The 14939-nt window shown below is 62.9% G+C and carries 7 protein-coding genes; 3 read left to right on the top strand and 4 right to left on the bottom strand.

Annotated features, from left to right (window positions below; translation table 11 throughout):
* Window positions 1–258: 258 nt before the first annotated feature.
* The 4 genes from V7M64_RS04640 to V7M64_RS04625 all read right to left on the bottom strand — a co-directional run bounded on the left by V7M64_RS04640 (window position 259) and on the right by V7M64_RS04625 (window position 11869).
* Window positions 259–3036 (bottom strand): TonB-dependent receptor, encoded by a 2778-nt coding sequence (locus tag V7M64_RS04640; protein ID WP_333677379.1) that lies wholly within the window; start codon window positions 3034–3036, stop codon window positions 259–261.
* A 747-nt stretch (window positions 3037–3783) separates the two neighbouring features.
* Window positions 3784–6927, bottom strand: a complete 3144-nt coding sequence (locus V7M64_RS04635; RefSeq protein ID WP_333677378.1) for an efflux RND transporter permease subunit — start codon at window positions 6925–6927, stop codon at window positions 3784–3786.
* Between the two features lie 254 nt (window positions 6928–7181).
* On the bottom strand, window positions 7182–10421 hold the full coding sequence (locus tag V7M64_RS04630) for an efflux RND transporter permease subunit (protein ID WP_333677377.1): 3240 nt from the start codon (window positions 10419–10421) through the stop codon (window positions 7182–7184).
* 188 nt (window positions 10422–10609) lie between these two features.
* Window positions 10610–11869: an efflux RND transporter periplasmic adaptor subunit gene (locus V7M64_RS04625; protein WP_333677375.1), complete on the bottom strand. Its 1260-nt coding sequence runs from the start codon at window positions 11867–11869 to the stop codon at window positions 10610–10612.
* A gap of 446 nt (window positions 11870–12315) precedes the next feature.
* Here V7M64_RS04625 and V7M64_RS04620 point away from each other — a divergent pair, with 446 nt between their 5' ends.
* The 3 genes from V7M64_RS04620 to zapE all read left to right on the top strand — a co-directional run bounded on the left by V7M64_RS04620 (window position 12316) and on the right by zapE (window position 14908).
* Window positions 12316–12837 (top strand): c-type cytochrome, encoded by a 522-nt coding sequence (locus V7M64_RS04620; RefSeq protein WP_324146189.1) that lies wholly within the window; start codon window positions 12316–12318, stop codon window positions 12835–12837.
* Between the two features lie 113 nt (window positions 12838–12950).
* The gene (locus V7M64_RS04615) at window positions 12951–13637 is read left to right on the top strand and encodes an alpha/beta hydrolase (RefSeq protein ID WP_333677471.1); all 687 of its coding nucleotides are present in this window, start codon (window positions 12951–12953) and stop codon (window positions 13635–13637) included.
* Window positions 13638–13795: 158 nt separating this feature from the next.
* Window positions 13796–14908 (top strand): cell division protein ZapE, encoded by a 1113-nt coding sequence (gene zapE, locus V7M64_RS04610; protein ID WP_333677373.1) that lies wholly within the window; start codon window positions 13796–13798, stop codon window positions 14906–14908.
* The last annotated feature ends 31 nt before the right edge of the window (window positions 14909–14939 follow it).

The following is a 14939-nucleotide window of genomic DNA, read 5'->3' as shown; positions in this document are numbered from 1 at the left end:
GTCCCATCGCTAATCCCGCAGCGCACAAGGGAAATCGGCTGAAGACGCGCGGAAGCTGGTGTTACGCATGTGTTGCAAGTGCTCATACAGGTCCGCCAACCGATGCAGCCTGCTCTTAACGCCTGACAGGGGTTTTGCTAAGTGAAAGCAGCCGTGTCCGTCTAGGGTAACCGCCGAAAAGCAAGAAGGCGCGCCGATGACTCGACGCGCCTTCCACTTCACACCCGCATCGCCGGCAGCGATGCGTATGACATGCACTTATTCGAACGTGTACTTCGCGCCCACCGTGAAGTACCGGCCGATGGCCCCGCTGGAATCCAGCGGGTTGTAGTTCATCGCACCGTAGGTGAGCGGGTCCAGCGGAGCCATTTCGTCGAACACGTTCTGGATCGAGCCGAACACTTCGAAGTTGTTCTGGAAGTGATAGCGCGCGGAAAGATCCAGCGTAGTGAACGACGGAATGCGGCAATGCGCTGGCGCATCCGTGCCATCGGCGAACTCGTTACCGCACGGTGCACCCTGCTCCGGCACATTCTTGAACGCACTGCGATAGTTCACCATCGCGCCGAGCGAGAAGTTGCGGATGTCCCAATCGGCACTGATCTGCGCACGATGACGCGGCGTACCGATGCAATTGGTGGTATCGCAATTGCCGTGCGTGCCGGCGTATTGCACGGTGCCGCTGGCGTCCTGGCGCGCATACGAAATCAGGCGCGTTGCGTTGAGGTCGAAGCTCAGTCTGCCCGCGTTGCCCATGTCCCAGCGCTGCGTGAAGTCCATGTCGATACCGCGCACGGACGTCGCCGCAGAGTTGATGTAGCTGCCCAGCGCCGCCAGCAGCGTACCGCTGTTGGGAATGCCCGGCAGGTTGTTGTCCTGGCGAACGACATTGCCCGCCGCGATGGCCGAAGCGGCCGTGCTCTGGTTGATTTCATCCGTACGGCGAATGCGCCAGTAGTCGACGGTCAACGAGGTATCGGCCGTGGGCGCCAACACGATACCTCCGGTGTAGCTGCGCGAACGTTCCGGTTTCAGGTTCGCGTTCGGCCCGGTGATGATGGCGATGGCAGCGTTACAGTCGGCTTGCGACGCACCCGGCGCCGCGCTGCCATTGGGGCAACGCACCGGATCGGGCGCATTGGTGAACGCGGCCAGGTGGCCGCCGCTTTCGGCCGGATTCGGTGCGCGGAAACCGCCCGCGAAAGTGCCGCGCAGCGACAGCCACGTCGTGGGCGACCATTTGATACCGAACTTCGGTGTGACGGCCGTGGTGCCTTCCTTGTAACTGTCCACGCGACCGGCGGCGGAGACTTCCACCGTGCTGAGCACCGGCGCATCCAGCTCGAAATAACCCGCTGCGACGGATTGCGTGCCCTTGTAGGCGGAATAACCCAGGCCAATGATGTCGCCTTGATCGGTATACGTGGTGGGCGTCAACGAGACCGACGTACGGCGATATTCAGTGCCCAGCGCCAAGCCGAGCGGACCGCCCGGCAAGTCGAACAATGCACGCGTTACCTTGGCATCGATCGAGTCGAGCACGCTGCTTGCGTTGGCGCGCAGCGTCGGCGAGATGTAGTTGTAGAGGGCCGGGTTGTTCAAGCCCGCGTTTTCCCCAATGCGCCAGTAGCCATACGGGCTATTGGGATTGGTCAATGCATCGCGCACAGCGCTATAGCGCAGGTAGCCCCAGCGGGTACTGGTGAGATCGGTGCCCGAATGCATGTACGCCGCATCGTAATCCCACTCGCCGAAGCTGCCCTTCACACCCACCAGGAAGCGGTAGAAATCGTTGTCGGTGCGCTGCAAACGCGGGCCTGCATCAAACGACGTGTAACGCAGGCGTGCATCTTCGTTGTAGGGATTGTCGGGATGGCCCGCGCCCAGCACCACGGCTCCCGCACCACTGCTGGCATTGACTGCGCCACCCGGATACCCCCAGGCGCCCGATACGCCCGATGGCGTGCTCTGGAATTTGGATACCTTGTTGTTGTAACCGAACTCGCTGTACACCTGCATGGTGTCCGACACATTGAACGTGCCGCGCACAAACAGGTTGATGGAACGGTCGCTTGGCGTAATCCAGCGGTATTTCGCGGTATCCCACAGGCAGCCGCCACCGCCGCCGGCCTGGGAAATGGTGGAGAACTGGCCGCAGCCCGGCAGCGACTGGTAGTGATAGATGTTGCTGGCGTCCGGAATACCCAGAGCGCCCGCCGGCGAACTGCCGGCCGCCGTACCGCCGCTGGTGATCGCACCGCCCAGGAACTGGCTGCCCGTCGCGCTGTAACCCCACGGACGCAGATCGCCGGTGCCGATCCATTTGCGGTCGCTGCGATCGGTGGCGAGGATCGCGTCATCCTTGATGCCTTCGAGGTTGAACAGGATGTTGTAGCGATCCTTGTTGAGATCGCCCGTGCCGGCCGTGAGCGACGCCTTGTAACGATTGCCGTCCCCATTGCCGGAAACACCCGTCGAAACTTTGGCCACGGCACCGTGGAAATCGCTCTTCAAGATGATATTCACCACGCCGGCGATGGCGTCCGAACCGTAGATCGCCGAAGCGCCGTCCTTGAGCACTTCGATGCGCTCCACGGCTTCCATCGGAATGGTGCTGAGATCGGTGAACACTTTTTGGCCGTCATCGGCCAGCGCGAAGGATGCCATGCGGCGGCCGTTGAGCAGCACCAGCGTCGAGCCGGCACCCAGGCCGCGCAGCGAAACGCCGGTGGCGCCGCTGGCAAAGCCGTTGCCGAACGTGGAAGGAATGGAGCCAGCACCGTCGGAGGTGAGGCGCTGCAGGAAATCGGCCACCGTGGGCAGGCCACTGGCTTGCAGATCCTTGGCGGTGATCACTTGCACCGGCGAGGCGGTTTCCAGGTCGGTACGCGGAATGCTGGAGCCGGTTACCACTACTTTTTCCAGCGTCTTGCTGGATGACGCGTCTTGCGCGCTGGCCGCCAGGGCAAAGCCGGCAGTACCCGCAAACAAGGTCAACACGATGGCGTCGCGCAGCCGTGTCGTTCTGAAACGCATATAGGACTCCCTCTTGATCAGCAGCAGATGTGGGGTATGGGTAGGGTTCTGCTGACTCCCCTGGCGCATTTACTTACGTCGTAAGAAAATGCTGCCTTAGGAATAGTAAACACGTTTCGCAAGAAATTAACAGTACTACATGGACTAACAGGACAGGGAAAATCGCGTCGCTATGCCATAACTAACTGAAATTACGAAACTTATCTAAGTGATTTGCAGCCATGTGCTAACGCAATATATTGCGTTAGCACATGGCTAGGTAGGACAAGTTCTTGCGGTGATGTGCCGATGCAACGCTTGCTTCGAGCAAGCCGGCAGGGAGAAATCGATCAGCGCTCCCTGCTTGCCGCGCGTACTTCCTGGCGGGAAGGCCGCCGCAGATAGAAAACACCCTCCCTGGTTAGAAGGCAGTCTTTTGATCACCAACCCGACGTGACCTCAGAGTCAGGCGTGGCGATGATCGCTCCCTCCCTCCCTGCGTGCAGGGGAGGGAGAGGATCATCACCAACGTCACGTTGGGTCGGCTGTTACGCCCTCAGACGAGCGGCGGCGCATTTATGGAAGCGCCCTTAAAGTTCGGAGCATTGACCCCGAGCCTTCCCTGCAAACAGGGAAGGGTGTGCATTTGCCGCGTTTTGCAGGCGCCACGCGCCTTATCGACGCCAACGAGCAGCTTGAAGGAGATGCCAGCTTTCTTGTGGTGTCCGATGCGGGATTTTCACCCCAGCCACTGCCTGCACAGCCGAGTCAGGACTCGCGCGCCATTACGCGTTGCCGGCCGGCCTTGCGTTCTCGCCGGCGCGAGCGCCACGCTGCCCAGCGCTCGCCGAGGCAGGAGAAGACCACATACAGCGCGGGCGTGCTGAGCAAGGTGAGGCTCTGCGAAATCATCAGGCCGCCAATCAGCGCGATACCCAGCGGACGACGCAGGTCGGAGCCCTCGCCAAGGCCGATGGCGATCGGCAACGCGGCGAGAATCGCGACCATGGTGGTCATCATGATCGGGCGGAAACGCACCAGGCTCGCTTCGCGCGCGGCTTCCAGTGGCGTCTTGCCATGTTCGCGCTGCGCGACGAGGGCGAAGTCGATCATCATGATCGCGTTCTTCTTCACGATGCCGATCAGCAGCACCAGCGCGATCTGCGCGATCACGGACAGGTCGGTATTGGTGAACCACAACGCGAGCAGCGCGCCGACGCCTGCGGCAGGCAGCGTGGAAAGAATGGTCACCGGATGGATCAGGCTTTCATAAAGAATGCCCAGCACGATGTACACCACGACAATCGCGCCAAAAATAAGCCACAGGGCGCCGCTCTGCGATTCCTGGAAGCGACGGAAGTCGCCGCCCACATCGAGCTTGATATCGCCGGGCATGCGCATGTTGTTTGCCGTCGCCTGGACGATCTTCAAGGCTTCGCCCATGCTCACGCCGGGTGCGAGATTGAAGCTCAGGTTCATGGTGGTGTACTGGTTCAAGTGCGACACCTGCGTCGGCGCCACGCCCGGCTCCTGATGCGCGAACGCCGATAGCCGCACCATCTTGCCGCTGCCCGAACGCACCAGGATGTCGTCGATGGATCGTGGCGTGGCGGTCTGTCCGGGGATCGCGTTGACCACCACTTTGTACTGGTTGAGATCGGCGTAGATGTTGCTTATCTGGCGTTGGCCGAACGAATCGTAGATCGCCGAATCGATGTTGCCGACATTGACCTGCAAGCGCGCCGCCTTGTCGCGGTCGATGACGACGTTCTGCTGCAGGCCGGCATCGTCCAGGTCGCTTCCCACATCACGCAGCTTGGGGTTCTTCCTCAGCTCATCGACCAGCTTCGGCAACCAGAACTGCAGCTTGGCGGTATCGTCGCCGCGCAACGACATCTGGTATTGCGCGCCCTGGCTGGTGCCGCCACCGCCGAAGCTGGGCAGGTCCTGGATGGCACGCAAGCGCACGTTGAGATCGGGATATTGCGCGGCTTTCTTGCTCAGCCGCGTCAACGCGGTAAACGTATCGTCCGTGCGGCCCTGCGCATGCGTCTTGAGCTGGATGTCGAACGTGCCGGACGTACCGGTGCGCGTGCTGCCCAGGCGCGAACCCACGACGGCCACGTCGTGGTCGCGCAGCAGCATGTCGATCAGGCGCTGCTGGCGCGCCACCGCATCCTGGAAGGAAACGGTGGCGCCGGAGGTGGCGCGGCCGCGGATCAGGCCGGTGTCCTGCATCGGGAACAGGCTGCTCTTGATCTGGCCGGACATCACGATCATCACCGCCAGGCCGATCAGGACCAGTGGCGTCAGCGACAACAGCAGGGCATGGCGCAGGGAAAAATCCAGCGCGTTCTCGTACAGCTTGAGCATGCGCTCGTGCATGCGGTCGATCACCCGGCCGAACCTGGAACTCGCCTGGGCATCGCGATGGCCCTGCAGAAACAGTCCGCACAGCGATGGCGTAAGCGTGAGCGACACCAAGGCCGAGACGACGATCGCGCCCACCAGCGTCAGCGTGAATTCCTTGAAGAACATGCCGGTGATGCCAGGCATGAACAGCAATGGGATGAAGACGGCCACCAGCGAGGCGGTGATCGAGACGATGGTGAAGCCGATTTCGCGCGCACCGGTCAACGCCGCTTCCATGCGCGTCATGCCCTGGTCGATATGGCGGATGACGTTTTCGATCACCACGATGGCATCGTCCACCACGAAGCCGATCGCGATCACGCCTGCGAGCAAGGTGAGATTGTTCAGCGTGAAACCCATCGCGTACATGACCACGGCGGCGCCGGCCAGCGACAGCGGCACGGCCACGGCAGCGATCAGCGTGGGCGCCAGCCGGCGCAGGAACAGCGCCATCACCAGCACCACCATCGCCAGGCTGATCAGCAACGTAGCCTGCACTTCGTGCAGCGAGGCTCGAATGGTGGGCGTGCCATCGAAATAGGGCACGAGTTTGGTGCCGGGTTGCAGATAGCTGCCCAGCAGCGGTACTTCCGCTTTGACGCGATCGGTCACGTCGATGATGTTGGCTTCCGATTGCCGATACACGTACATCAGGATTGCCGGCTTGCCCTGGAACCAGGCGGCCTGGTATGCGTCCTGCTGGCCATCGTAGACGCGTGCCACATCCTTGAGCCGTACTTGCGCGCCCTTGCCATTGTTGGAAATCACCAGGTTCGCGAAATCCGCTGCCGTGTGCAGTGCATCGTCGGCTTCCACCGCCATGGTGGTGTTGCCGTCAGAGAGGAATCCCTTCGGCTGCAGCACGTTGGCGGCCGTCAATGCATTGCGCAGCTGATCGGGCGACAGCCCCATCGCGTTGAGTGCGCGCAGGTTGACGTCGATGCGCACGGCCGGCGTGGCGGCGCCGAGGATGTCCACTTCCGACACGCCAGGCAGCTGGCGCAGGCGCTGGGCCAGCAGCGAATCGGCGACGTCGTAGAGATCGCGCGCGGATTGCGTTTCGGAGGTCAGCGCAAAGGCGATGATCGGGTCGTCGTTCGGATTCGCCTTCTCGTAGCTCGGCGGCGCATTGAGGCCTGAGGGCAAGTCCGCCTGCGCGGCATTGATCGCCGCCTGCACGTCGCGCGCTTCGTCATCAATGCTGCGGCTGCCATCGAAGATCAGGAACACGAGCGTGCTTCCAAGCGAGCTCACCGAACGCATGGTGTCGATGCCGGGCACTTGGCCCAGATGGCGCTCCAGGGGGGCGGCGACGGTGGCAGCCATGTTTTCCGCGCTCGCACCGGCCTGGTTGGCAAATACGAAGATCACCGGAAATTGCATGTTCGGCAACGCGGCGACGCCGAGCAGCGAATAGCAGATGGCGCCGATCACGAACACGCCCATCGCCAGCAGGGAGGTGCCGATGGGGCGGCGGATGAAGGGAGCGGAAATGTTCATGCTGGAAACAACGTGCAGCGAGCGGATTGGTTGAGGCCACCTTTACTCCCTCTCCCCCATCCCTGGTCAATAACGGGGGAAAGGATTGGAGTGAGGGGCTGGGCTGGCGGGAAACTTGATCGATGCAGGCAGGTTTTGCTTTTTGAATCCCGCACGGCGTCAGCCATTCCGCGGGATTCGCCCCTCATCCCAGCCCTCTCCCCCGTTATTGACCAGGGATGGGGAAGAGGGAGCTAATGCAAAGAGCGTACGAACTACACCGCATCGCGCGCCGCATGCCGCAGCGCCCGCCGCTCGCGGCGCGCCTGCAGCCACTCCGAGAATCGTTCCATATACAGATAGATCACCGGCGTGGTGTACAGCGTCACCAGCTGCGACAACAGCAAGCCGCCGACGATCGACACGCCCAGCGGACGACGTAGCTCGGCGCCGATGCCGCTGCCCAGCGCCAGCGGCAGCGCACCGAGCATGGCCGCGGCGGTGGTCATCATGATCGGGCGGAAGCGCAGCAGGCAGGCGCGGTGAATGGCTTCGCGCGGCTTCATGCCGGTGCGCTGCGCCTCGATGGCGAAGTCGATCATCATGATCGCGTTCTTCTTCACGATACCGATCAGCAGCACGATGCCCACGATGCCATCCACCGACAGGCTCATGTTGCACAGGATCAACGCCAGCAGCGCGCCCACGCCGGCCGGCGGCAGGGTGGAGATGATGGTGATCGGATGGATGTAGCTCTCATACAGCACGCCGAGCACGATGTAGATCACGATGATCGAGGCGAGCAGCAACAGCGCTTCGTTGCCGAGCGATGAGGAGAATTCCGCCGCCTTGCCGATGAACTGCCCGCGAACCTGGGGCGGGATGTTGAGCTGCTTCTCCACGTTGTGGATCGCATCCACCGCTTCGGACAGCGAATAGCCCGGCGCGAGGTTGAACGAGATCGTCACTGCCGGCAGCTGTTGCTGGTGGCTGATCACCAGCGGCGCGGTGGTCACTTGCGCGTTCACCAACGAGGCCAGCGGAATGGTGCCGCCGGCGCCGACGATGATGCCGGTATTGGCCGTAGCGATGCCGGTGGTGGTGGAGGAATTGCTCGACGCGGCCTGACCGAAGGTGGTGGCGTTGCTGCCGGTGAGCGCACCGCTGCCGTTGCTCTTCACCGTGAGCTGGTTGAGCAGCGAGGTGCTGGTGCGGAACTGCGGCTCGACTTCCAGCACCACGCGGTATTGGTTCAACTGCGTGAAGATGGTGGAGATCTGGCGCTGGCCGAACGAGTCGTACAGCGTGTCGTCGATGGTCTGCACCGGCACGCCCAAGGTGCTCGCCTTGTCGCGATCGATGGAGAGCTTGAGCGCGGTGCCCTGGTCGGCCAGGTTGTTGTCCACGTCCGCCAGTTCCGGCAGCTGGCGCAGCGCCTGCGTCATCTGCGTGGCGTATTGCGACAGTTCCTGCGCACTCACGTCGGACATCGAGTACTGGTACTCGGTAGCCGCCACGCGCGTGTCCAGCGTCACGTCCTGCACCGGCTTGAGGTACAGCGCCACGCCCGGAATATCGGCGGCATCGTTCTGCAAGCTCCGCACGACGTCATCCAGGCTGGCGCGCTTGCTGCGATCCTTCAGCACGATGCTGAGCTGGCCCTGGTTGATCGTGGGATTGATCGAGCCCGCGCCGATGAAGGCCGCCACGCCCGCGACGTTGGGATTTTTCTGCAGCGCGTCGGCCACCGCCTTGGTGCGCTGTTCCATCTGCGGGAAGGCGACGTTCTGGTCGGCTTGCACCACGCCGGTGATCATGCCGGTGTCTTGCTCGGGCAACAGGCCCTTGGGAATCACGATGTAGAGGAAGACGGTCACCGCCACCGCGACCACGGCTACCAGCATCGTCATGCGCTGGTGATCGAGCACCCAATCCAGCGTGCCCTCATACACGCCCACCGTGCGCGCCCACACCGTGCGCTTGCCGGCCGCGAGATGGCGCTCGTGCGCATCCTCGCCTTCCGGCAACGCATCGGGCTTCAGCAGGTAGGCGCACATCATCGGCGTCAGCGTCAGCGACACCAGCATGGAGATCACCACGGCGGTGGCGAGCACCCAGGCGAATTCATGGAACAGGCGGCCGGTGACGCCGGGCATCAGCAGCAGCGGCAGGAACACGGCGATCAGCGATACGGTCAGCGACAGCACGGTGAAGCCGATTTCCTTCGCGCCGACTTCCGCCGCCTCCTTGCCGTCCTTGCCTTGCTCGATGTAGCGCACGATGTTCTCGATCATCACGATCGCATCGTCCACCACGAAGCCGGTGGCCACGGTCAGCGCCATCAGCGAGAGGTTGTCCAGCGACATGCCTGCGAAGGACATCACGCCGAAGGTGCCCAGCAGCGACAGCGGCACCGCCACCGAGGGAATCACCGTCGCCCACAGGCGGCGCAGGAACACGAAGATCACGCCCACCACCAGGAAGATGGTGAGCACGAGCGTGAACTGCACGTCTTCCACCGACGCGCGGATGGTGATGGTGCGGTCGGCAAATACATCCAGGTGCACGTCCGCCGGCAACACGCTGCGCAGCTGCGGCAGAATGTCGCGGATGTGCTGCACGGTCTGCACGATGTTCGCGCCCGGCTGGCGGCGGATATCCAGCAGCACCGCCGGCTTGCCATTGGCCCACGCGGCAAGCTGGTCGTTCTCCACGCCATCGACCACCTTCGCCACGTCGGACAGGCGTACCGGCGCGTTGTTGGTGCTGTTGTAGGAAATGATGGTGTCTTTGTATTGGGCGGCCGTTTCCAGCTGGTCGTTGGTGGAAATGGTGTACGACTGCGTGGTGCCGTTGAGCGTGCCCTTGGGCGCGTTGACGTTGGCCTGGGTCAACGCACTGCGCACGTCTTCCATGGTGAGGCCCAGGTTGGCCAATTGCGCCGGATTTACCTGGATGCGCACCGCCGGACGCACGTTGCCGGCGATCGACACCAGGCCCACGCCCTGCACCTGCGACAGCTTCTGCGCCAGGATCGAATCGGCCAGGTCGTTGACATAGCGCAGCTGGCGGCTGTCGGAGGTGAGCATCAACGTCATGATCGGCGCATCCGCTGGATTCACGCGGTTGTACACCGGCGGATATGGCAGCGTGCTCGGCAGCGTGCCGCGCGCCTGGTTGAGTGCTGCCTGCACGTCCTGCGCGGCAATGTCGATGTCGCGGTCCATGTTGAACTGCAACACGATGGTGGACAGGCCCGCGGACGAATCGGACGTCATCATGTCCAGGCCGGAGATCTGGCCGAGCTGTCGCTCCAGCGGCGTGGTCACCAGCGAAGCCATGGTGGAAGCGCTGGCGCCCGGATACGTCGTCGTAACCACCAGGCTGGGCGCTTCGATTTCCGGCAGCGCGGAAACGGGCAGCTCGCGATAGCCGAGCACGCCGAGCAGCATCACCGCCACCATCAGCAGCGAGGTGGCGATGGGGCGGCGGATGAAGAGGGTCGAGAATCCCATAGTCGTCGGACTATCCGTGGTCAGAGCATCGATGAAGCCCCTCTCCCTCCGGGAGAGGAGTTTGGGGTGAGGGTGCGCGTGGAAACCGATGAAACGATCCCGCGCCAGACATGCCAGGCCGCATTGTCCGTACCCTCACCCGCGGCCCTCTCCGACGAGGAGAGGGGAAGGAATGGCGCTCGGTTTGGTCAGCCCGTGTTGCCACGGCGCTTACCACCTTGCTTGTCTTTCTTTCCATCCGGGGTGACTTGCACCGGCGGCACTTCGCCCGGCTTCAGCGCCTTCACCTTGCTGCCGGGCTTGAGGCGGAACTGGCCTTCGGTCACCACCTGGTCGCCGTCGGCAAGACCGCTGCTGATCATCACGTGGCTATCGCCGACTTCACCTGCCACATGCACCGACTGCATCGCCACCGTTTGATCCGGCTGCAGCTTGTAGACGAAATCGCCATCCGGGCCACGCTGCACGGCCTGCGCCGGAATCACCAGCCCGCCCTGCACGGTGCGCACGCGCAGCCGCACATTGACGAACTGGCCCGGCCACAGCGTGCTGTTGGGATTGTTGAACACTGCGCGCAGCTTGAAGGTACCCGTGCTGGTGTCGATCTGATTGTCCACCACCTGCAGCGTGCCGGTGGTATCGAGCGGATGCGCATCGGCGCGATCCAGCGCGATCACTTCCAGCTTGTTGGCGCCGTTCTGGAACGAATCACGCACGGCCTCCAGATTCTGCTCGGGCAGATTGAAAAGAATGTAGATCGGCTGGATCTGCGTGAGCGTGACGATGTTGGTGGTGGTGCTCACCACATTGCCCGGATCGACCTGGCGGATGCCCGCCACGCCATCGATGGGCGAAATGATCTTGGTGAAATCCAGCTGCACCTTGGCCGAGCGCACCGCCGCTTCGTCGGCGACCACGGTCGCCTTCAGTTGCGCGACATTGTTGCGATAGGTGTCGATGTTCAACGCCGCCACATAACCGTTGGCGACCAGCTTCTGGTTGCGGTCCAGCGTGCTGATGGCGGTGGCGAGCGAGGCTTCGTCCTGCTTCTGCTTGGCCACGGCCTGGTCGTATTCGGCCTGGTAGGTGCGCGGATCGATCTCGGCGATCACCTCGCCCTTCTTCACCGCCTGGCCTTCGTTGAAATTGATCTTCACCAGTTGCTGGCCGCTGACCTGCGGATTGACGGTCACCGTATTGAGCGCCGTCACCGTACCGAGCGCGGTGAGATAGACCGGCACGTTCTGCTTGACCGTGGGCTCCACCGTCACCGGCACCGGCGCGTTGTCCTGGCCATTGGCGCCCGGCGGACCGCCATCTTTTGCCGATTGCCTGTGATGATTGCCGGCCGCGGGCTCCGCCCCTGGTTTATGCAGCAAGCGGAAGGCGACTCCCCCCACCACCAGCACGGCGACCACGATCAACGCGATCTTCCAAAAACGCGACATGTAAAACTCCTGGATTGAACGGCGGAACCACCCGTCTCCGCCCGGTGCGAACGATGCACACTTACCCTATGTGTTGCGAACAAGCATAGGAGCTGCCTGACGAGCTTGGACAATGCCAGTTGACACAGGTGCCTTATGACCGATGGCATGGTCCATAAGGCAAAGCCTATCAACGGGTTTTGACCGTATGCCTGCAGGCATGGCCCACGCACTCTACTAAAGTCCTCGGACAAATCGCCGCGGCATGATGGCGGCAATCCGGTCTGATGCTATCTCAACTTGTTGCGAGCTTCGTCTATACTCCGGCACTGTTGTCCGCAGCGACCGGTTTGATCCGGCGCCCCGCGGCATGGTCGCCAGGGGCGCCAAGGTACGTCACGGGGGAAAACGTGGCGGCTTTTCCAGATTAATCATTAGATGACTGGAGTACTTGCGTGAGCGGTTCCATGAGCAAATCCGACCAGAGTTTCCTGCGTCAGTTCTCGCTGCTTATCGCCGGCCTCGGCGTGCTGACCCTGGTCCTGATCTTCACCGCATGGACGATCTACGAGCACGAGCCGAAGGAAACCGATCCCAACGCCGCGCAACAGCTGTCCGCCAGCCTCGCCCCCAATGGCGCGGTCTACGCGGGCAATACCGGCCGCGCCGCGATGCTTGCCGCGCAGGAAGCCGCCGCCAAGGCCGCTGCCGCGCAAGTGGCCTACGGCGGCACCACCGACGGCAAGACCATCTACGACAACCTTTGCCATAGCTGCCATACCGCCGGCGTAGCCGGTGCGCCGGTGCTCGGCAACAAGTCGATGTGGGCGCCGCGCATCGCCGAAGGCCTGGATACGCTGGTCAAGCACGCCATCGACGGCTACCACGGCCCGGACGGCAACACCATGCCGGCCAAGGGCGGCAACCCCGCGCTGACCGATGCGCAGGTGAAGGCCGCGGTGACGTGGATCGTCGACCAGGCGAAATAACTTTCGACCTCGCCATGCCTGCAAGCGCCACCTTCGGGTGGCGCTTTTGTTTGGTTCCCTCCCGAAGAGGGAGGGAAGCGCATGCGAAAACGTCGGACGCTATCATGACGCGCATGACCCAAGCTGCCCCCTCCCCCGATCCGTCCGCCTTCCCGGACGCGCTCACCGAATTCACCCTGCAAGGCCCGGCCGGCCCCCTCGAAGCCATCAGCGACGTCGCCGAGCGTCCGTGCGCGCGCCGCGGCGTGGTGGTGATCTGCCATCCCAACTCCAAGGACGGCGGCACCATGCGCAACAAGGTGGTGACCATGCTGGAACGCAGCCTGCGCGAATGCGGGCTCGACACCTTGCGCTTCAACTTCCGCAGCGCCGGCGCATCGGCGGGCGACTACGACAACGGCCGCGGCGAAAGCGACGATCTTGCTGCCGCCGTGGCGTGGGCGCGCAAGATGCGCCCCGACGATCAACTATGGCTGGCCGGCTTTTCCTTCGGCAGCTACGTCACGTTGCGCAATGCGGTGAAGCTGAAGGCCGATGCGTTGATCAGCATCGCGCCACCGATCGGCCGCTGGTCGCACGAAACACTCGTGCTGCCCACCTGCCCCTGGCTGGTGGTGATGGGCGAAGAAGACGAGATCGTGGAACCGCAAGCGGTGTTCGACTGGATCGACAGTCTCGAGCAGCCACCCGAACTGGTGCGCATGCCGGAGACGGGGCACTTCTTCCACCGCCGCCTGATGGATTTGCGTGGGGCGGTGAAACATTGGATGCAGGATCATCTGCCGCCTGTGCGCGAGTGACGTACCGGCTAACTCAAATACTGGACAATCCGCCATGCCGTCATTCCCGCGAAAGCGGAAATCCATCTTGCCCTGATGCACCATGAGAATGGATTCCCGCTTTCGCGGGAATGACGGCATGGCGGTACCAATCAACGTCTACGCTAGATTGCCGCTTCATGACCCAACTCTCTCCCAGCGCGCGCTACCAGGAAGGCGTCGCCGCCCACCGCTGGAATGCCGATCCCGCGCAGCTCGCGGTGCTGCCGGAATTCGATCGCATGCACGCGGCGCTGTGCGTGCAAGCCAACGGCAACGGCAGCAGCCTGTTCGGCCGTCTGAAATCCTTGCTCGGTGGCGAAGAACGCCAAGCCGTGCCCGGCCTGTACCTGTGGGGCAGCGTCGGCCGCGGCAAGACCTTCCTGATGGATCTGTTCGCCGCGAGCCTGCCGCATGGCGTCGCACTGCGGCGTCACTTCCACCGCTTCATGGGCGAAGTGCATGAGCAGTTGCGTGAACTGGGCGAGCGACAGGATCCACTGGTCGACGTCGCGGCAAACATCGCCCAGCGATGCCGCGTGCTGTGCCTGGATGAATTCCTGGTCAACGACATCGGCGACGCGATGATCCTGGCCAACCTGCTGGAAGCCCTGTTCGCGCGCGGCGTCACGCTGGTGACGACATCCAACACCGCGCCCGGCAACCTCTACCAGGACGGCCTGCAACGCGCGCGCTTCCTGCCGGCGATCGCTTCCATCAAGCAACACTGCCACGTGGTGGAAATGATCTCCTCGCACGACTGGCGCCTGCGTGCCCTCACGCATGCACCGGTGTATCACACGCCGCCGGGCGCCGAGGCCGAGCGCGAACTGTCGCGTATCTTTGCCAGCCAGGCGCAGGGTGACATCGTCGACGGTGGCGAGATCGTGATCAACGACCGCCCGATCCCGGTACGCAAGCGCGCCGGCAATATCCTGTGGTTCGATTTCCCGGCACTCTGCGACGGCCCGCGCGCTGTCGCCGATTACATCGCACTGGCGAAAACCGCGCCGGCCATCATCGTCTCCAACGTGCCGCAATTCACCCTCTACAGCGAAGATCCGGCCAAGCGTTTCGTGCAGCTGGTGGACGAGTTCTACGATCGCCACGTAAAGTTGATTCTTTCGGCTGGTGCACCAATCACCGAGCTGTACGACGGCGAGCGCCTGCGTGCGGAGTTTGGCCGCACCGAATCGCGCTTGATCGAGATGCAGAGCCAGGAGTACCTGGCGCTGGAACATCGGCCGGAATGACCCGGCACTCAACCTGTTTCTTATTCCATGG

It is taken from the genome of Dyella sp., from assembly GCF_036746095.1.
Classification (GTDB): domain Bacteria; phylum Pseudomonadota; class Gammaproteobacteria; order Xanthomonadales; family Rhodanobacteraceae; genus Dyella_B.
The sequence above is the reverse complement of the archived record's forward strand: the minus strand, read 5'-3'. Positions and strand labels throughout refer to the sequence as shown.

Coding starts and splice junctions, on each gene's coding strand:
- V7M64_RS04630 (WP_333677377.1), bottom strand. CDS start 10,421: ATGGGATTCTCGACCCTCTTCATCCGCCGCCCCATCGCCACCTCGCTG.
- V7M64_RS04625 (WP_333677375.1), bottom strand. CDS start 11,869: ATGTCGCGTTTTTGGAAGATCGCGTTGATCGTGGTCGCCGTGCTGGTG.
- V7M64_RS04615 (WP_333677471.1), top strand. CDS start 12,951: ATGACCCAAGCTGCCCCCTCCCCCGATCCGTCCGCCTTCCCGGACGCG.
- V7M64_RS04640 (WP_333677379.1), bottom strand. CDS start 3,036: ATGCGTTTCAGAACGACACGGCTGCGCGACGCCATCGTGTTGACCTTG.
- V7M64_RS04635 (WP_333677378.1), bottom strand. CDS start 6,927: ATGAACATTTCCGCTCCCTTCATCCGCCGCCCCATCGGCACCTCCCTG.
- zapE (WP_333677373.1), top strand. CDS start 13,796: ATGACCCAACTCTCTCCCAGCGCGCGCTACCAGGAAGGCGTCGCCGCC.
- V7M64_RS04620 (WP_324146189.1), top strand. CDS start 12,316: ATGAGCAAATCCGACCAGAGTTTCCTGCGTCAGTTCTCGCTGCTTATC.